Source organism: Gemmatimonadales bacterium, assembly GCA_030697825.1.
In the GTDB taxonomy this organism is placed as follows: Bacteria; Gemmatimonadota; Gemmatimonadetes; order Gemmatimonadales; family JACORV01; genus JACORV01.
The window spans coordinates 1-19,108 of the sequence record JAUYOW010000297.1; the positions used below are offsets into that span (position 1 = coordinate 1).

General features: G+C 70.7%; 15 protein-coding genes. 1 reads left to right on the forward strand and 14 read right to left on the reverse strand.

Annotation, left to right across the window (positions count from 1 at the left end):
• A partial coding sequence (locus Q8Q85_14610) for a sulfatase-like hydrolase/transferase (protein ID MDP3775488.1) occupies positions 1-1,453 on the forward strand: 1,453 nt, incomplete at its 5' end.
• On the opposite strand, the gene Q8Q85_14615 is transcribed toward Q8Q85_14610, so the two are convergent.
• From Q8Q85_14615 to Q8Q85_14680, 14 genes are all read right to left on the reverse strand, one after another.
• Positions 1,454-1,879 carry a hypothetical protein gene (locus Q8Q85_14615; GenBank protein MDP3775489.1) on the reverse strand — a complete coding sequence of 142 codons (426 nt, stop codon included), beginning with the start codon at positions 1,877-1,879 and terminating at the stop codon, positions 1,454-1,456. It abuts the gene before it with no gap.
• Between the two features lie 61 nt (positions 1,880-1,940).
• Positions 1,941-2,714 (reverse strand): hypothetical protein, encoded by a 774-nt coding sequence (locus tag Q8Q85_14620; GenBank protein ID MDP3775490.1) that lies wholly within the window; start codon positions 2,712-2,714, stop codon positions 1,941-1,943.
• Positions 2,715-2,769: 55 nt separating this feature from the next.
• Positions 2,770-3,942 (reverse strand): aminotransferase class I/II-fold pyridoxal phosphate-dependent enzyme, encoded by a 1,173-nt coding sequence (locus Q8Q85_14625; protein MDP3775491.1) that lies wholly within the window; start codon positions 3,940-3,942, stop codon positions 2,770-2,772.
• A 101-nt stretch (positions 3,943-4,043) separates the two neighbouring features.
• Positions 4,044-4,664 (reverse strand): fumarylacetoacetate hydrolase family protein, encoded by a 621-nt coding sequence (locus tag Q8Q85_14630; protein ID MDP3775492.1) that lies wholly within the window; start codon positions 4,662-4,664, stop codon positions 4,044-4,046.
• Between the two features lie 22 nt (positions 4,665-4,686).
• Positions 4,687-5,604, reverse strand: coding sequence for a pirin family protein (locus Q8Q85_14635; GenBank protein ID MDP3775493.1), 918 nt, complete (start codon positions 5,602-5,604; stop codon positions 4,687-4,689).
• 106 nt (positions 5,605-5,710) lie between these two features.
• Positions 5,711-6,421, reverse strand: coding sequence for a hypothetical protein (locus Q8Q85_14640; GenBank protein ID MDP3775494.1), 711 nt, complete (start codon positions 6,419-6,421; stop codon positions 5,711-5,713).
• A 124-nt stretch (positions 6,422-6,545) separates the two neighbouring features.
• On the reverse strand, positions 6,546-6,914 hold the full coding sequence (locus Q8Q85_14645; GenBank protein MDP3775495.1) for a hypothetical protein: 369 nt from the start codon (positions 6,912-6,914) through the stop codon (positions 6,546-6,548).
• Positions 6,915-7,270: 356 nt separating this feature from the next.
• Positions 7,271-7,732, reverse strand: coding sequence for a hypothetical protein (locus Q8Q85_14650; GenBank protein MDP3775496.1), 462 nt, complete (start codon positions 7,730-7,732; stop codon positions 7,271-7,273).
• A gap of 153 nt (positions 7,733-7,885) precedes the next feature.
• Positions 7,886-9,370, reverse strand: coding sequence for an FAD-binding oxidoreductase (locus Q8Q85_14655; protein MDP3775497.1), 1,485 nt, complete (start codon positions 9,368-9,370; stop codon positions 7,886-7,888).
• A 7-nt stretch (positions 9,371-9,377) separates the two neighbouring features.
• Positions 9,378-10,031, reverse strand: coding sequence for a hypothetical protein (locus Q8Q85_14660; GenBank protein MDP3775498.1), 654 nt, complete (start codon positions 10,029-10,031; stop codon positions 9,378-9,380).
• A 226-nt stretch (positions 10,032-10,257) separates the two neighbouring features.
• Positions 10,258-12,783 (reverse strand): helicase C-terminal domain-containing protein, encoded by a 2,526-nt coding sequence (locus Q8Q85_14665; GenBank protein MDP3775499.1) that lies wholly within the window; start codon positions 12,781-12,783, stop codon positions 10,258-10,260.
• A complete protein-coding gene (locus Q8Q85_14670) occupies positions 12,780-14,099 on the reverse strand; it encodes a hypothetical protein (protein ID MDP3775500.1) in 1,320 nt (439 codons plus the stop codon). Before Q8Q85_14670 ends, Q8Q85_14665 begins: the two co-directional genes overlap by 4 nt.
• On the reverse strand, positions 14,096-15,823 hold the full coding sequence (locus tag Q8Q85_14675; GenBank protein MDP3775501.1) for a hypothetical protein: 1,728 nt from the start codon (positions 15,821-15,823) through the stop codon (positions 14,096-14,098). The genes Q8Q85_14670 and Q8Q85_14675 overlap by 4 nt, the downstream gene beginning before the upstream one ends.
• The coding region (locus Q8Q85_14680) for a hypothetical protein (protein ID MDP3775502.1) at positions 15,807-19,108 on the reverse strand (3,302 nt) is incomplete at its 5' end. The genes Q8Q85_14675 and Q8Q85_14680, both read right to left, overlap by 17 nt.

Here is a 19,108-nt window from a genome sequence, read left to right on the forward strand (position 1 = left end):
GATCATCGCCGAGGTCCTGGTGGGACGGCGCTTTGTCATGCGCTTCGAAGCTCCACGGGCTACCTGGGTCTGGGTGCTGCTCGTCATCGCGCTCGCGCTGGGCGAGCGCGTCGCCGTCGCGACGATGACCTTCTTCGGCGGGCCCGCGATCTTCGCGGCCGGCGGCGTGCTGCCGCTCCAGGCGCCGCTCCGGATGAACAAGCTGCTCTCGCGCCTCACCGGGCGGCCGCGGATGGCCGACCCCCTGGTCGGCGCGGCGGGCGCCCTTACGGCCGCGCGTATCCCCGCAGGGATCGATCCGGGCGCGGTCCGCTTCACCCGCCGGCCGGACATCGTCATCGCGCTGATCGAAAGTCTCCGGTCCGATTTCCTCGACACCGCGACGATGCCACGGCTCGCGCGCCGCGCCGAAGGAGGCGCGGTCTTCTCCCGTCACTATGCGTCGGCGACCTCGACCCACTACTCGCTCTTCAGCCTGTTCTTCGGGCTCCAGAGCCAGAAGCTCGACGCGGTGGTGGGCGCCGGGCGCTCACCGCTGCTCTTCGACGTGGTCAAGGCCAACGGCTACGCGGTGCGCATCCTCGCCGCATCCTCGGTGGACTGGATGGGGCTCAAGCAGACGGTCTTCGGCGCGGTGCAGAACGATCTGGAGTCCGACTTCAGGGGCGACCGCGACGAGCGCGACGCGGCCATGCTGGCCAGCGCGCGCCGCTTCGTCGAGCGCACTGCCGGCCAGCCCGTCTTCCTCTTCCTGTTCTTCGACGGGACGCACTTCAACTATTACTTCCCGGAGCGCTCGGCGCGCTTCGACCCGTACTGGGACGGCGGAGGAAGCATCGAGGCGACGCGCGTGGCGCCGGAGCTGCTCGAGCGCCGAGCGCGGAACTCCGCCTATGAGGTGGACTGGAAGCTCGACGAGTTCCTGGAGTGGTTCGAGGCGCGGCGTGGCCGGCGGCCGCTGGTCATCGTCACGGGGGACCACGGCGAGGAGTTCCGCGAGCAGGGGCATGTGGGGCACGGCTCGGACGTGACCGAGCAACAGGTTCACGTCCCGATGGTGTTGCTCGACTCCGCGGTGGCGCCCGCGCGCCGGGACGAACCGACGAGCCACGTGGACGTGCTGCCCACGCTGCTCTCGCTACTGGGCGACAGGCACCCTCCCGCAAGCTACTCGGACGGCGTGCCGATGCTCGCGGCGCCGCCCAACCGATTCGTACTGACGTCGGTGGGATGGGAACCGCGGTTCGCGGTGATCGGGCCGGACCTCAAGGTGACGTTCGCCGGGCTGGAAGGCGGCTTCCACGCCGCGCGGTTAACCGACCCGTGTGACGGTCCGCTGGCCGATGCCGAGGCGAGATTCAGGGCGGCTGCGGTCAACATCCTGCGCGCGTTCCGCGGTGAGCCGCCGATCCCGCCGGCGGGCGCGGCGCCGGCGCCATTCACCTGCCCGTAGCTAGTTCTTCCAGACCCGGTGCAGGAACTCCGCGCAGAATCCCTCCTGAAGGAAAGCATCGACGGCCATCGCGGTAGCGAATCGGTCCAGGCCCCACAAGCTCGCCCGCTTCGTCTCGCCGTCCCAGGCTCCCTGCACGAATACCCTGTCCTGGCGCTTCAACAGCATCGGAAGCTCGTTCACCAGGGCCGCGGCCACCGCGTTCACTCCGGGGCCGCCCACCACCAGCGTCGGGCAGAGATGGAAGATGCGGTTGTCCGCGTACCATCGGTCCGAGACCACCACCGCCCCACGGAAGCTCTTCCCCTGCCCCAGGCGGTCGATCTCCGCCTTCAGCCGGTAGGCGACCGGCCGGTCGTTCATCTCGGCGGGGATGTCACTTCCCGTGACGATGAGCACGGTATCGTCGGTATCGATGAGCTTCATGAACCGAAGCCGTTGGCCGTTGGCCGTTGGGGGACGGCCGTTGGCCGTTGGCCGTTAGGCGTCACGGCGTCGCCCGGGGCCGGTTCGCGTCCCGCTCCCGGCGCTCGCGCCGCTCCCGGTCGTTCCGCTCGCGGATCCCGCGGACCGCGCGCCGGAAGTCCTCCTCGGTCTGCGCCCGGGCCGCGGCGCGCATCATTTCCGCCCGCATCGCCATCAGCGCCGTGCTGGCGCGCGCTTGGTCGATGTTGCCCTGCGGGAACGCTATGAGCGCCAGCAACGCCGAGGGGATCGTGAAGCTGCCGAGGTGGAGACCCGCCGCGTCGATGCCGTAGGTGCGGCCGTTGCGCTCGAACGTCCACGGGCGCGGGGCGTAGGGGTTGTAGTTGGGGTTCAGCTCCGGGTGGCGATCCATCGAGTCGGCCATCACCCGGAACCAGGCGCGCGTCACCGAGTCGAGGCTGATGGGACGGCCGCCGTCCTCGGGAATGATGAGTGGGCGCACCCAGAGACGTTCGTCCGCGTACCGGGGCGAGAGCAGCGCGAGTCCACTAACTCCCGGGCGACCGACTGGGCTCGGGGAGGCGGGGTCTCCGGTAGCGATACCTTCGGGGTCGCCGGGAGCGGTATCGCGCGGGGGTGCGACCGGCCGGGCAAGGGAGAGCACCGTGCCGCGCCGCGCCGCGCGTGGCGGTGCGTACGACCGATGCGAAGTGTCGGGTTGCGGGGCTGGTCCCTGAAGATCGAGCAGGTACGCCAGGGTGCGTTGCGGCACGCGCGGGTGCCAGGGACCGTTGGTCAGCTCGAACACTCCGAGCAGCACGACGTGCGCCAGCACGGAGGCACCGAGCCACCGCGGCGCCACGCGGCGCCCGAGCGGGAGGACGAAGCGCCTACGCCCGAGCAAGCACCCGGCCCATGCGCTCCGCCGCCTCCTCGAGTCGCTCCTCGCTCACCGTCAGCGCCACCCGGAAGTAGCCCTCTGCCGACGGGCCGAACGCACTGCCCGGCAGCGTGATGACGCCTTCGCCGTCCATGGCCGCGCGGGAGAAGCCCGCGGACGCGATTCCCTCCGGCAGCGGGATCCACAGATACATCGTGGCCCGGGGCGCACCCACCTCGAAGCCCGCGCGCCGGAACGACTCGACCGCGACGTCCCGCCGCGAGCGGAACCGCTCGACCGCCGGCTTGATGATCGCCTCCGAGTGGTCCAGCACATCCGCGCCGGCCCGCTGTACGGCGAGGAAGGCGCCGGTGTCGTGGTACGACTTGATCTTGCTGAGCGCCGCTATCAGCTCGCGGTTCCCCACCGCCCAACCGAGCCGCCAGCCGGTCATCGCGAACGACTTGGAGCAGGAGTGGAACTCGATCGCGACCTCCCGCGCTCCTTCGATCTCGAAGATGCTCGGCGCCACGTAGCCGTCGAACGTGATCTCGACGTAGGGGTTGTCGTAGGCGAGCGCGATGCCGTGCTCCCGACAGACGGCCACGGTGCGCTCCAGGTAGTCGCGCGGCGCTACCGCGGCGGTCGGGTTGTTCGGGTAGTTGAGGAACACCACGCGGGCCCGCGCGAGGACGTCCGCGGGCAGCTCGCCCAGCTCCACCAGGAAGTCGGTGCGCGGCGTGAGGGGATAGATGCGCGGCTCCGCGCCGGAGCAGATCGCGCCGCCGATGTAGCACTGGTAGCCGGGCTCCGGCACGATCGCGATGTCGCCGGGGCCGGAGACCGCCTGCGCGAAGTGCGCGAGGCCTTCCTTGGAGCCGATGAGCGGCAGCACTTCCGTGATTGGATCGAACTCGGTGTGGAATCGGCGGCGGTGATAACGGACTATGGCCTCGCGGAACGCGGGCAGGCCGAGCTGGAAGCCGTAGCGGCTCATGGCCGGATCGTCGAGGGCGCGCCGCAGCGACTCGACCGCCACGGCGGGCGGCGGGAAATCCGCGTCACCGGCGCCGAGGTCGATCGGGTCCACGCCGGCCGCGATCAACTCGCGCTTCCGGCGGCTGATGTCCGCGAGAGGATACCCGGGGAGCTGCTGGACGCGCGCGGCGATTCGTGGCTTCAAGAGACGCGTTTCTCCTCTGGGAAGGGCCCTGGCGTGCTACCCCGGCCTGCCGGGAAAGGTACATCGGCGCACCGTTTGCTACGACAGCCCGGTCGAAGCGCCTAGCTCCTCACGGGATTGCGCAGCACCCCCACGCCCGGCACTTCCACCTCCACCACGTCACCCGCCACCAGCGGCCCGACCCCTTCCGGCGTGCCCGTCACCACCAGGTCGCCCGGCTCCAGCGTCATGGCCTGCGAGATGTAGGCGAGCAGCACCGGGATGCTGAAGACCATGTCCGCGGCGCGGCCGTGCTGGCGGGCCACACCGTTCACCCGGCAGATCACTTCGAGGGTCGTGAGGTCGAAGGTCGCGGGGTCGATGGGCATCACGCGGGGACCCATCGGACAGAAGGTGTCGAAGCCCTTGGCGCGGGTCCACTGGCCGTCCGTCTTCTGGAGGTCGCGCGCCGTGACGTCGTTGACGCAGGTGATCCCGGCGATGGCCGCGCGCGCGGTCGCTTCGTCGGCGCGGCGAAGGGACCGGCCCAGCACCACGCCGATCTCCGCCTCATGCTCCACCTGCCGCGATTCGGGCGGGATCACTATCGCCTCGCCGTGGCCGATCACCGCGGAAGGCGGCTTGAGGAACAGCAGCGGCCGTTCCGGCACCGGATTCCCCAGCTCCCTCGCGTGCTCGGCGTAATTGCGCCCCACGCAGACGATCTTCCCCGGTCTTGGCATCACGCTCTGTATTGGTGGCAACCTACGGCCGCGCTTCAGCCGGGCTGATGAACGTGCCGTCCTGCAGCTCGGCGTAGGCCTGCCGAAGCTGCTCCTGGGTATTCATCACGATCGGGCCGTACCAGGCCACCGGCTCCTCGATGGGCTTCCCCGAGACCATCAGGAACCGGACGCCCGCCTCCCCGGCCTGGACCGTCACCTCATCACCGCTGCCGAAGAGCACGAGCGACCGGTTGCCGGTCTCCTCCTCGGGCCCGGCGGCGGCAGTTCCCACGCGATCGGTCTGGACCTCCTGGGGCTCTGAGGCATCCCGGAACCGGCCGCCGCCCTCGAACACGTAGGCAAAGGCGTGCCGGGACGTCTCGACCGGCAGGGTCTTGCGGCGGCCCGGCGGCACCCACACATCGAGATAGTGCGGATCGGCCGCGATTCCGTCCACCGGACCGGTCTTGCCCCAGAAACTCCCGCAGACGACCCGAACCCGGGTGCCGTCGTCGTCGGTCACCTCCGGGATGTCGCCGGAGACGACGTCCTGGTAGCGCGGCGGGCTCATCTTGAGAGCCGCAGGGAGGTTCGCCCACAGCTGGAACCCGTGCATCCGCCCCTGCGCGTCGCCCTGGGGCATCTCCTGATGCATGATCCCACGACCGGCCGTCATCCATTGCACGTCACCCGAACCCAGCGCGCCCTTGTTGCCGAGGCTGTCGCCGTGGCGCACCGTCCCCGTCAGAACGTAGGTGATGGTCTCGATGCCGCGATGCGGGTGCCACGGGAAGCCCGCGATGTAGTCCTGGGGACGCTCGTTGCGGAAGTCGTCGAACAGGAGGAACGGATCGAAATCGCCGGTGTTGCCGAAGCCGAACGCGCGACGGAGCCGCACTCCGGCGCCTTCAATGGTGGGCTGCGCTTCGATGATGCGATTGACCGGCCTGATCGACACGCGTCCTCCCGGTGGCGGCTCCCGAAATGTGCGCGGCTACGGCCGGGCGCCGCAATGTTGGGCACCAGGGTCAGTTGATCGCCCGTGGGTGGAGGCCCCTGCGCCGCTACGGCGTCGTCCTGGCGACGAGCTCGACACGCTCCCCGCCTCCCACCACTACCTCGAGCGCCAGGCCGATCTGACGACAGTAGGACTTGTTCTGCCGCGGCTCGTCAGGCTCCAGGCCATTCCGGTCCTCGGTCGTGATGCAGCCGGTGAGGTTTCCGTAGGGGACGTCGACGCTCTGGTTGAGGGTCAAGACCTTGGCCCAATCCTCGGCCACGCCCGCATAGAACTCCTGCCGGTACTCCTCTCCGATGTGGGCCGCGGGATCGCCCCACATGATGATCCCGGGGAGTGCGCCATCGACCCCCCATTCCCACGAGCCCTCGGTGCTGACGACCTGGCCGTTCGCGATCTCCTTCGAGTCCTCGCCAAGATACCAGACGTTGCCGACGCCATCCTGCGCGTACCAGTCGTAGGTGTCCTCGATCAGCGATCCGTTGAGGAATACCCGATCGTGCACGATCGTGGCCGCGACACCGTTCACCAGCCGGATTCCGGTGAGGACTTCGACCGTATTCGTCTCGAGTCCCGCGGTCGTCTGGCCTTGGTACTGGTAGGTCGTTCCAGGCCCGAGCGGGAAGTAGGGATTGGTCACCGCGCTGACCCAGTCGGTCGGGATCTGCGGGTTGTAGGCCGGGCCGCTCGCGGTCTGGTTGCAGCCAAGAGCGGCGGCCGCCAGGATCGCCACGAGCTTGATGGATCGTGTAGTCACGAAATCCTCCCTCGTCAGATGTGCATTCGCATGGTACCGCCAGCTCTGACAAGGGAGCAGGCGAGGCGGTGTATTGTGACATCCGGGGGTTACCTATCTGCCCGGCTGTTCACACCTCGGCGCCTCAGCGCGTGGCATACCAGGCAGCGACCCCGATTGCCAGGAATACGGGCCAGGCGAGGTGCCGGCCGCGGGAGCCGAGAAACGTGAGTAGAGCGGTCGCCAAGAACGTCCCGGCGATCGCGGAGCCAACGGCTGCGACCGAGGCACCTCGTGCGAGAAGAAGCAGAAGGACGGCGAATCCCCACCAAGCGAGCGTGGTGAGGTGCCACGCGAAGCGCAGCGTGCGCCTGGTGAACAGGTCGCTGCCGAAGAGATGCGGCAGGTCGGGGCGCCGGAACAGCCGGATGAGGATGTAGCGCTCGCCGAGGTAGGAGTGGGCGGCGCCCACGCCAAAAGCGAGTGCGGCTCCGACGACCGCGGCAGGGCTCATGACCGGTTGGCTCCTGTGGCTTCCATGGCTCGAGTGTGGCGTCCGGCTAACGGGCTGCTGCAAAAGGTGCGAACTGCCACCACCACCGTCAATCGGGTGACCACCGAAGCCACGTTAGGCGTCGGCCGTTTCGAAGCCGTTAGTCCATGAGCCGCGGGCCGGGGCGCCTTGGACTAGACCCGATTTGGTGGACACCTCGATCAGACTCCATCTTGGAGTTGGGAGATGTCCGATGGACGGGAGGCAGCGGCGGCAGTCTAGCCGGGAGTTCAAGCTCGTGGCCGTGCGCCTGATCACGGAGGGGAACCGGCCGGTGAGCGAGGTGGTGCCCGAGTTGGCGCTGCAGCTCGCGTCTGTCACGCTACGCGGGTCGCCGCTGCGGTCCCTGCCGCCGCGAGCCGAGCGCGATGGTAGCGCCCGACGAGGATGATGTGCGTCGCCAGGATCCAGTGAAAGAAGATCGGGATCGCCTGGCCGAACCATCGCGCCTCGGGGTGGAGATACATGCGCATCGGATACCGCAGGACCATCACCGCGAGGTACCCGTAGCCGAAGCCGAGGACGTAGCGGGCGAAGAACGGCCGCGGCTCGACGAAGAATCCGCGGCCTCGCGAGAAGTCGGTGCAGATCTTCGCGAACAGCGCGATGATGAGGATTTGGGCTGGGAGGAGGAGCGGGTACGGGAGGAGTCCCGAGTACCACTCCTTCATTGGCGGCAGCCACCGCACGTTGAAGAACACGACCAGGACCTGGCCGAGCACGCGCAGGCAGAACAACGCGAGCAACGTCCAGAGGACCGGTGCGTACCGACGGGACACTACCGTCTCCTGGTGTTCAGGAAGTAGCCGCTGTCACGAGCGGGCGCGATGGTTCAGACGTCATCGAGCATGCCCGTGTGTAATGCCGGTATCAGTCGCTCTGGAACCGTTCCCGGTAGTTCCAGCCCTGTGTTCCCGGGAGCATGGCGGCGGTCATCGGCCGCCGAACATCGCCTCATAGTGGCGGTACCAGTCGCTCTGGAACACTCCCTCAGGATCGTACTGCCGCTTGAGGCGCAGGAATTCGCGGAACTGCGGATAGCAGGCCTCCAGCTGCTCGCGAGTGGCCCAGCGGTGGTAGGTGAGGAAGTAGCTCCCACCCTTACCGCGGGCGAGGTCGATGAGTCCGCGGAATGCCCGCTGCGACCTCTCCAGGCCCTGGCTGCTGTGATCGACGTGGAGGTTGAGCACGATGCAGGCAAAGCGGTCCTTGGCCCACGGCAGGAAGGTTTCGTCGTCGCGCTCGATGAGCCGGATGGTCCCATAGATTACCGGTGCTGCGCTGCGCCTGAGCTCCTGCGCCGCCTCTCTCAGAAACGCCGCGAGATCGCCACGCGGAACGTAGAGCTCCGTGATCATCTCCGTGGCGGGCACGGAGGCGCCGAGGCGGCGGTCCAGTGCCAGATGGTACTCCTCCGCGTAGTAGCCGAGCTGATTGGTATCGGTCCAGTAGATCTGGCCCGAGGTCGATAGGTAGTGCTGCGAGTACCTCCGGAATGCCGCCGCCTTGTCCGCGTGGGCCAGGTAGAGGAGGCCGATCCAGTCATCGGCGGAGAGCGCAGCCTGCGATGGGGGGATCGGCGTGGAGGGATCGACCGGCCGATAGCAGGCGAAGACGCCGCGGGTCAGGAACGTGTCGGACGTGTCGTCCGTTTCGAACTGGAAGTCTCCGTATAGGTATCCATCGGCGATCCGCTGCTCGAAGGCGGCCGAGAGATCGTCGACGCCGCGAACTTCGACGACGCGCTCGACTTTCCGGCGCGGGGTGAGGCGCAATCTCGCCGAGTAGACGACACCGAACAGGCCGTAGCCGCCGATGACGAGCCGGAACAGCTCGGCATTCTCGGACCGACTGCAAGTGCGGACGACGCCGTCCGCGCCGACCAGCCGGAAGGACTCCACGTCCCCGACGAATGGCTTCATCCGCAGCCCTCTGCCATGAACGTTCGAGGCCAGTGCGCCTCCGACGCTCAGGCGGTCTGCCCCGGTCTGTTTCTGCGCTATTCCCCATTGCTGAGGCCGGCCCTGCTGGAGACGGAGGTACCCATCGATCAACTCGGGCCATTGGATGCCGGCCTCGACTTCGAGCACGCCATTCGCCTGGTCGAGGTTCAGGATTCGGTTCATCGGCCTGGTATCAAGGAGGATGGTGCCGGTCCCGAACTGCTGACCACCCATCGAGTGCCTTCCCCCGGCGATGCTGAGCCCACGCCGCTCGGCCCGCGCGGCGCGGACCGCGGCGCGGACCGCTTCATGGGAGTCCACCCGCACCACCCGGTGGACGTGGGTGGGATTGAGCTGCGAGTGGATGTCGTTGACCGTGGCACCGGCCTGCGGCCAGTCCCGGCGCCAGGGCCAGCCCGACGCCACCACTCCCGCCTTGGTGCCGACCTCGAGGAACTCCCGTCGGGTGAGCATGGTCACCTCACTCAACCGCTCTGCGCGCCACGATCCATCGCAAGCCCAGGAAGAGCATGAGCAGTGCAGCCGCTTGGATGAGGTGGTAGAGCGCGTTGTGGTTGAAGTACACCGGATGGAGCGCGATGCCGCCCTGCTGCACGCCGGCGGCGATGAAGGTAAGCCCCAGCCCTGCCAGCGCCATCAGCACGGGGCGCTCCCGCGCCCGCCGGTAGTGGAGGGCGAGCACGACCAGCAGGAAGACCGCGGCCGGCAAGTAGTTGGCGATGGCGGCCCCGAACGCCTGCGTCACGAACAGGACGACGACGCAGTAGCCGGCAAACTGAGCGGCGGCGGCGGCACCGATACGGCGCGCAACTCCCGCGGAAAATCGAATGCCCGCGCCGATCATCCACGTCGCCCACGCGGTGACGCCAATGGAGACCAGAGCGGCGGGCCACAGAATGGCGTAGCCCCTCGTCCGCGGGTCGACGAAAAACCCGTGGACGGTTCCACCGATCAGCGCGGCCGCGCCTACCGAGGCGAAGAAAAGCGCGCACCAAGCCCGAAGCGGCCGGTGGTCGCGAGGATCGCGGTCCCGCAGCAGGAAGGTGAACACCGCGCACTCCACCGCCACGGCGTAATCCGTGAGGGTCACGTCCAGCTCAGTAATCGCCAGCACGTGGCCGCCTAGGGACGATGGGCAAGTTCCTCGCGCGCCGGCCTCCAGGGAGAGTCACCGCTTGAGCGTGAGCCCCGGCCCGATGACGGGCAGGTTGCGGCCGCAACGTCAGGTCGCGCCTCATTACGGATCCGGAGGTAGTCGTGGATCTGCGTCGGCACGACAACATATAGCGATCCGAAGCTCAACAGACCAGACGCCATCCTGCGGGGTAGTGTCCCGACGGCTAGTCATCCCCATCACCCATCACGCCTATCCCGTGCACGGAGAAGAATTCCCCGATCCTTTCCCTCACCACATCCCACCCCCCAACCACCCGCTCGGCCGGCGGCAAACCGGCCAGCAGCGCGGCGCCGTACCGCTTCCGCAGCACCCGCGGATCCAGCAACACCACTACCCCCACGTCCGTCCTCGCGCGGATCAGCCGGCCAAACCCTTGCTTGAGCTTGAGTCCGGCCAGCGGGACGAGGTAGTCGTTGAATGGATCGCCACCCTGAGCCTCTATCGCCTCGAGCCGCGCCGCGGTTAGAGGCTCCGTCGGCACGCGGAACGGGAGCTTGGCGAGCAGGAGAGCGCGCAGCGCCATTCCCGGCACGTCCACTCCCTCCCAGAACGAGTCGGTGCCTAACAGGATCGCTGAGCCCGCATCGCGGAAGCGGCGCAGCAGCAGGTCGCGCGGAGTGTCGCCCTGCACCAGCAGCGGCCATCGTCCCGCCACCTCCTGACGCTTCTGAAGCGCGGCGGCCACACGCCTCAACGATCGATGACTCGTGAACAGGACGAAGAGCCCGCCGTCCGATGTCTCGGCAAGCTCCGCCACGATCTCCGCCGTTCGCGCGTCGTGCAGCTCCCCGCCCGGTGCGGGATCGGGCATGTCGTCGGGGATGGCGAAGAGGCACTGGTCGAAATAGTTGAACGGCGACGCCAGGATCTCCTGCGCGCCCGGCCGCACCGGCGAGAGGTCGAGGCCTAGCCGGTGCGAGAGGAAGTCGAAGCTCCCGCCCGCGGCCAGCGTCGCGCTGGTCACAATGACCGTCTCCACCCGGTCGAACACCAGCTCCTTGAGGAGCGGCGCCAGCTCGAGTGGCGCGGTCGCAAGCGCTACGTGCGTGCCGCCTCGGCGCTCGATCCAGCGCACCGTGGGCGGCTGGCCGGGAGGCGGCCGAAGCGCGGCGGTGACGGCGTCCCGCGCCGCATCGATCCGGCCCGCTATCCCGCGCACCTCGGCCAGCAGCGACGCCAGCCGCTCCGAAAGCTCGTCCTCGTCCCGCGTGATCTGCTCGATGAGGCTCACCAGCGTCTCGCGCAGCGTGCCGGCCGAATACCCGAACGCCTCCAGCGCGACGTCGAGCCCGTCCCGCCAGATGGGGTCTTCGGCGAACGCATCGTCGAGCCGCTGCACGTTGTCGGGCCTTCCGGCGATGTAGCCCTCGAGCACCCGGAAGAGCGCGTCGGCAGATCGTCGCGCCTCGGCCAGCGCCGGGGCCACCTGCGTCGCGAGGTGGGTCAGCGCCGCGGGCCCCGTCACTTCGGTCGCTTCCGCGGCCAGCGCCACTCGTAACGCCGGGAGCACCCCCCGCGTGTTTCGCTCCAGCCGCGACAGCAACCGCTCCACGCCCCGGCTCGTCGCCCGCTTGCCGAGGTGCTCCGCCGCGGTGTCCTCCAGGTGATGGCCTTCGTCCAGCACCAGCCGCCGGTAGGGCGGCAGCACGGCCGCGTCGTCCCAGTTGCCCTGGGCGCGCCGCACCGCGAGGTCGCTCGCCAAGAGGTGGTGATTGACGACCACGATGTCGGCGTCCGCAGCGCGCCGCCGCGCCTCGAAGACGAAGCACTGGTCGAAGTGCGGGCAGCGGAGCCGGGTGCAGAGATCGGACTCCGCGGCGACCTCGTCCCACACCTCGATGCTCGGCGTGAAGGCCAGGTCGGACCGGCTGCCGTCCAGGGTGGCACCGGCCCACGAATGGATCGCGTCCAGCTCGTCGCGCCGCTCGGGCTCGAGCAAGGTGCCGAGGCCGGCGCGCGCCTGTTGCAGCCGCGCCAGGCAGAGATAGTTGCGCCAACCCTTGAGGAGCGCGAAGCGCACCGGCCGCCCTTCGGTGCCCAGCGCCCGCGCGAGGAGCGGCAGGTCCTTCCCGACCAGCTGCTCCTGGAGATTGATGGTGTTGGTGGAGACGACAGTGCGCTCGTCGTTCTCCAGCGCCCAGACGATGGCCGGGGTCAGGTACGCGAACGACTTGCCGATGCCGGTCCCCGCCTCGAGCAGCGCCACCCCGCCGTCGTTGTAGGTGTCGGCGACGTGGGACGCCATGTCGCGCTGCGACGGACGGTCCTCGTGCAGGCGGAGCGAGCGCGCCACGTCTCCCTGGGGCGCGAGCAGGTGCGCGGTGGCGACGGAGTCGATCGTCTTGATGGCGCGCGGGCGCGGCACCTCCACCACGACGTACAGGTCGCTGGCGGAGTTGTCCACGATCCCGAAGCCGACGCCGCCGTCGTGCAGGCGGACCGCCACGTCTAGATCGGCGTTGGAGGGCTCGAGGCGTCCGGACGGGTGGTTGTGGAGGAGCATCTGGCCCTTCGACGCGACGCCGGGGAGGGCCAGCACCGCGTCCACCGTGCCGCGCGCCACGACCTCGACGCGCGCGATCTCCCCGTCCGCTCCGACGTCGGCGACGAACGAGACCTCGTTACCCCCCGCCTCACTGATGGCGCGCGCGATGCTGTCGCGCGCGGCGGGGGTGAGCCGGGCGCTCACGTCTTGAGTTCGCGCTTCCGGGCAGCCGGGAAGAGCACGTTGTTCAGGATGAGCCGATAGCCGGGCGAGGTGGGATGCAGCGACAGGTCGGTCGGCGTGTCGCCGATCTGGTGCTGCGGGTCCTCGGGATCGTGCCCCCCCAGGTAGGTCCACGTTCCGCGCCCCACGTCGCCGTGGATGTACTTCACCCACGGCGCCCCGGGCTCCTCGGCGAGGACGATGTCCGCCGGCTTCAGGGTGCGGCGGGTGAAGCTGGTGGTGAGCCCATAGAAATCGGGGATCACCTGGCGGTGGCACTGCACCAGCATCGAAGGCACCGGGTCTATCTTGGCGCTGAAGTTGAACAGCTCGAACGCGCCTAACGGCTGGCGCCTGCCCGGGTTGTTGACCTGGTGTCCGTCTATGTCCGAGAACGCGGGGATGCCCGGCGACCCTTCCAGCCGCGCGCCCTGGCACGCCAGCGCCCGGGACCAATCCATCCGCTCGCCGGCGTCCGGCGCCATCGGGGTCCCGTCCGCGAACTGGGCCGCGATGTCCACGTCGTGCGCGGCGAGTGCCAGCTCCAGCGTCTCGGTGGCGGTGCACATGGCGAAGAGGAAGCCGCCGTTCGCCGTGAAATCGCGGATGCGCTGCGCGACCGCCTTCTTGAGCCCGGGCACCGTCTGGAAACCCAGCTGCCGCGCGGCTGCCTGGTTGCGCTGGACCATGTCGGACAGCCACGACGAGCCGGCGTAGTTCAGGTAGAACTTCGAGTACTGCCCGGTGAAGTCCTCGTGGTGCAGGTGCAGCCAGTCGAAGTCGCGCAGCCGCCCGCCGACCACCTCGGGGTCCCAGACCGTGGTGAAAGGGATCTCGGCGTACCGGAGCGCCATGGTGACCGCGTCGTCCCACGGAGGAGCGTTGGGCGGCGTGTAGATCGCGACCCGCGGCACCCGTTCCAGCGGGAGGGCATCCATGTTGTTCTGCTCGATCGTACCCCGGATGCCCACCACGTCAACCGGCGAGACCGGCTCGACCAGCACCCCCGCCAGCGCCGCCGCGCGGCGCGCCACCGAGTCGTCGGGTAGCAGGAACGAGCCGCCCCGGTAGTTGAGCAGCCACTCCGAGCGACCGTCGCGCTCGATGGCGCGGAACGCGATGCCGTAGGCCTTGAGGTGGTTGGTCTGGGCGTCGTCCATGGGGATGAGCAAGGAATCCGCCCGGCCGCACGGCCGCACCGCCGCACAGTCACCTCCAGGCTCCCTATGCGGCGGTGCGCCGGTGCGGCGGTGCCCGCTGAGGAGCGCCAGCGCGCCGAGGAAGTCGCGACGCTTCATGACCGCGGCACCAGTCCGCGCGCCCGGTTCAGCTCGCGCCTGGCTTCGGGAGCGAGTGCGCTCTCGGGATAGTTCAGGATCAGCGTCTCCAGCCGGGCCACCGCCCCGGGAACGTCGCCGCGGGCCGCGGCGGCGCGGGCCAGCCCGAGGAGCGCCGCGGGCGCCGCGCTCGACTCGGCGTGGCGTTCAGCGAGGTCCTCCCAGATCGCCCGCGCCACCGACGGGTCACGCGCCAGCTCCGCGCAGCGCGCGGCGAGGAGCAGGACCTCGGCCTCACCCGTGAGCCCGGAGCGCGCCAGCGCGACCAGCGCGCGCGACGCGCCGAGCGTGTCGCCCCGCTCGGCCATCAGCAGCGCCGCGCCGAGCGCCGGAAGCGAGTCGATCTCCACGGCCTGGAGCAGCGCCGCCATCGCGGCCCGCTCCGCAGCGCTCTCGCGCTCGGAGGGACGCACGCCGGTGCGGAGGAGAGCGCGCGCCCGCCCGAGGTCGCCGCGGTAGAGCGCGATCCATCCCCGGACCTCGTCGCCGGCCAGGGAGGAGTCGGCCGCGACGGACGCTTCCGCGCGGTCCAGATCGCCGCTCCGTATCCACGACCGCGCCACCAGTTGCCAGAGGCGCTCCGCCTCCCCGCCCGGTAGCCGGTTGCGCGCCTGCTGGAGCAGCCGCGATGCCTCCGACGGGTTCCCCTCGCGCAGGTACAACTCGACCAGCGTCGCCGTCGCCGTGCCGGCGGCGCCACCCGGCGCCGCCGGATCGTCGGCCATCGCGCGCAGGACGCGCCGGGCGGACGCCCCGTCTCCCGCCGCCGCATAGGCGCGAGCGCTCTCCACGCGAAGGTGCGCGGCATCCTGTGGTCCCGCGGTCGCCGCCAGCGTCTCGAGAGCTTCGGCGGCGACGCGCTGCGCCTCGCGCCCTTCCTGCGCGCTCGCCCGGTCGGCGAAGGAGCGCAGCGCCGCACTGCGCTGCTCCTGGGCACCAGGCAACGCGCCGCGCAACATCGCCCACGCGCGCACCGGCTCGTTCCAGCCCAGCAGCAACTCGGCGGCAACCCGCCGTGCCGCGTTGGTGGAGTCCCCTTCGGTCAACGTGCGCAGCAGACGGTCGCGCGCGCCAGGCGGGGCGGCCTGAAGCGAGAAAGTGGCCGCGCCGAGGAGGCCCGACTGCCGCTCCACTGCGCTGCGCCACTCGGCGGCCGCGAGGACCCAGTTGCCGGCCGCGACCTCGACCTGGGCCATCTCCGGCCGGAGCCGCTCGGGGTCGCCCAGCCGCTCGCGCGCGAGGCCCACCGCCTCGCGCGCCTCGTCCACCCGGCCCGCCGCGATCATCGCCCGCACCCATTCGCGGTACGGCGCCTCGCTTCGCGGCGCCGCCGCCATCCAGCGCGCGAGGGCTTCGGCGGCCAGCGCATCACCACCCATCGCGCGGGCGGTTCTGAGCTCGATGGTGTGAGCGGTGGCGTTGGCCGAATCGAGCGCCAGCGCCCGCTGCACCATGGCCACTATAGAGTCGCGCTGCCCCAGCACCATGTAGGCGCGCTCGGCGCCCAGCAGGGCCGCGGGACTGGCCGGCTCGCGGGCGAGCACCGTCCGGAACGCAACAACCGCCTCCTGGAACCGCCCTTGTCGCTCCAGGTCGAGAGCGCGGGCGAGGATCTCCTGGGCGTGGAGCGGCGCACCCAGCGCGACCAATGCCGCGAGAACGGCGAGGCTAGCGCGGCTGAGCATTGAGCCGCCGGAAATAGTCGAGCACCATGGCGCGCTCGGCCGGCGAGAGCGCGCGCAACGCTTCCCAAGACGGAACGGGATAGCGCAGCGCGGCGCTGCCGGGAGCGCCGGCGCCCGGGGCCCGCGCCGCGCGCTCGCGCGCCGTCTCGCTCTTGCGCTCCGGGTCTTCCGGCTCGTCCTCGTTGCGCAGCGTGCGTCCCGCGTCGAGCATGCGACGGAACAGCCGCTGCTGCCGCTCGAGCGTCGCGCGATCGAGCCGTCCCTGATCCAGCCGGTCGGCGAGCTGCCGCGCCTCGTCCGCGAGCTGCTCCGGACGGCCGGGCACACCCGACTCGCCGAGCCGCTCCAGCTCGTTCGCCATCGCGCGCTGCCGCGCTGCCAGCGAGCGGAGCTGCTGCATGATCAAGTCCTCTCCCGAGCCGAGCATCGGCAGGAGCCCGCCGAGCTGATCGGACAACTGGCCCTGCTGCCCCGCCAGCTCCGCCATGCGCTGGAGCGCTTCGGCGAGCCCCGAGCCCGATTGCGAGCCCGCCACCTGGTCGCGGTTGCGCATCATCCGGAGCGCCGCCGCCGAAAGCGACTGCGCCGCGGCTTCGGCGCGCTCGGCGGCGTCCCCCGCGCTGGGCGAGGGGCCCTCGAGCGCCTGGCGCGACTGGCCGACCTGCTCGCGCGCCAAGCCGAGGCTGGAGCCGAGTCGCGGCTCCACCAGCGCGTTGCGGCCCGCGGCCTGCTGGAGCTGCCGGATGACCTGATCCACGCCCTGCTCCACCGCCGACTGGCGGCCTATCGCGTCGTCCGCGCCTTCGCCGCGCCGGAGCTGCTGCGCCATCCGCTGCTCCTCACGCGCCAAGGCGACGGTCTCGTTCATCGCGTTGGCGAGCCGGCGCAGGACCTCGGCACGCCACGCGGCCGACATCTGCTGCTGCAGCCGGCGTAACTGGTCGGGGACATCGCGCAGGCTCTCCGACGCTTCACGCCCGCGCCGCGCGGCTTCGCTCCGCTCGCCTTGCTGCATGGCCTGCGCGGCCTGGGTCATCGCCTGCTCCGCCCGCGAGACTTGCGAGTCCGAGCTCTGCACGCCGCGCGCCGACGCAGTATCACCTCGCCGGCGCATCCGCTCCGCGAGCTGCTCCAGGCCGCGCCGGAGCGAGTCGGTCTCCGCCCGGATGCGCTCCTGATCCGCCGCCGCCGCCGTGCTGTCACGCCGGCTTTGGGCGCGCTCGGTCCACTGCTGCTCGGCCCGGCGCAGGTTCTCGGCGTTCTGCGCGTAGGTCTGCATCGAGCCCTCGAGCGCCGCGCGCTCGAACAGCTCAGCGCTCCGCTCCAGCTCCTCGCGCACCCGCTGCTGCTCCTGCGAGAGCCGCCTCAGGGCATCTTGGACGGCGCGCGGATCCAGCCGCTCCAGCGCGCGCCGCAATTCCTCGAGACGCTGTGCCAGCTCCGGCGTGATCGCCTGGCGCATCAACTCCTCGAGTTCGCGCAGCCGCTGCTGCCAGGCGGGATCGTTGAGGCCCGCCTCCTCCGCCGCGCGGGCCAGGCGCTGCAGCTCCTGCCGCATCGACTCGGCCCGCTGGGCCAGCTCCTGCTGCCGGTCCGCGATGCGGCGCGACTCTTCGGCCTGCTCGAAGGGCACCGTGCCGGGCGCCGACTCGGGCCGCGTACCACCGGGGTTCTCGCGCGGATCGGGGCGACCCTGGGGACGGTCGGCGCTGCGGTTGCGCTGCGCGGCGAGGTCCTCCGTCTGCCGGGAGAGCTGGCCCTGGTCCGCCGCGATGGCGGCCGCCTCGCTCGCCAGACGGTCGGCGCCGGCGCGCACCGCCTCGCGCAGCTCGGCGAGCGTGCGCAGGCGCAACGCGAACTCCCGGCTGCGGCCCACGTGAGGAATGGGCGCGCGGTCGGCGGCGCGGACGAAGAACCGCAGCGTGTCGCCGGGGAGCAGGTTCCGGTTGGTGAGATCGAGGAGCTGGCTGAGCACGACCCGATCAGCGCCGCCCACCCCGGCCAGCGAATCCACCACCGTGTCACCCACCGTACCCAGCCGGCTCACTCGCCAGCTCACGATCTCGACCCGACCCAGGCCGTGATCGTCGCGCGCATCCACCACCACGGGTGGCTTGAGGTCGAGGGGCGCGGTGGTGTCGGCGCCGGGTATGGGCACCGTCACGATGGGAGCGCTGTCGGGGATCGCGCGTACGTCGAGGGAAGGAAGCGGCTCCGGCAGCGCCTCGCCCTGGCGGTCGAAGAGCGCCAGGCGCCACAGCGCCGAGCCGCGCACGACGAGGTCCCCAGCGAACGCCGCGCCGTCGGCGCGCAGCTTGATGCTATCCCTTCCCGTGGTCAGCGCCGCCTCGCGGAGCGGCGCGCTGGCCGACCCGCGCATGACGAGCACGGTGCCCACGGGGAGCGAGAGCCGTCCCGCGTCGGTGACGACGGCTTCTTCCGGCCGGCCAAGATAGGCAGGATAGCGCGCGGTCACCTCGAACGCGGCGACGAACGGCGGCTCTACCACGGCGACGCGCACCGTGTCCGAGGCGGCGTCGCCGGCGCTGGCGTACACGAAGAGCGGCGCGCGGATGTCGCGCAGGCGGTGGTTGACCACGCCGGCGGGATCCGCGGCGAGAGCGATCAGCCGCCACGACTCACCGGTGGCGCGGACGTGGAGCGTGGGCCGTGGCGCGCCGCCCGACCGCACAGTGACCGTGACTTCCCCGCCCTTCCGCACCGATCGTGCCGAGACCGCGATGGTGACGCGGGCGCGCGCTGCGGCCCTGATGGCGCGGAACGGCGAGACGAGGCTCGCCGCAGCGTCGCCCGCGAGCCAGAAGGAGAGCCCGGCCGCGACCACGGCGACCGCCAGCCCCGCACCGAGAGCGCGTGTCCGTCGCGAGAGGCCGCTGGCGGTGGCCGGAGCCCAGGTCGGGAGGGCGGCAGGAGGCAGCGTCCGCTCCATTCGCGCGGCCGCGCTCGCCGCGAGTCCAGGGGAGGTCCCCGGGGGCGCACCGGCCGCGACGTCCACGACCCCGATGAGAGTCCCCCGCCGCAGCGACAGCTCGCGCTCGACCAGCGCCGCGGTGTCACGCAGCGCCGCCACTCCGTCCGAGGCGACGAGGCGCCACGCCACCCTCCCGACGACGACCGCGCCAGCCAGCGCCCCGGCCCACAACGCGGCGGGACCCCACCGCAGCACGCCGAACAGCCCGAGCCGGGCCGCGAGCGCCGCGCCCGCCGCCGCCAGCGCGAGCGCCAGCGCGGCGCCCAGTACCAGCACCAGCGCGCGGCGCGTCG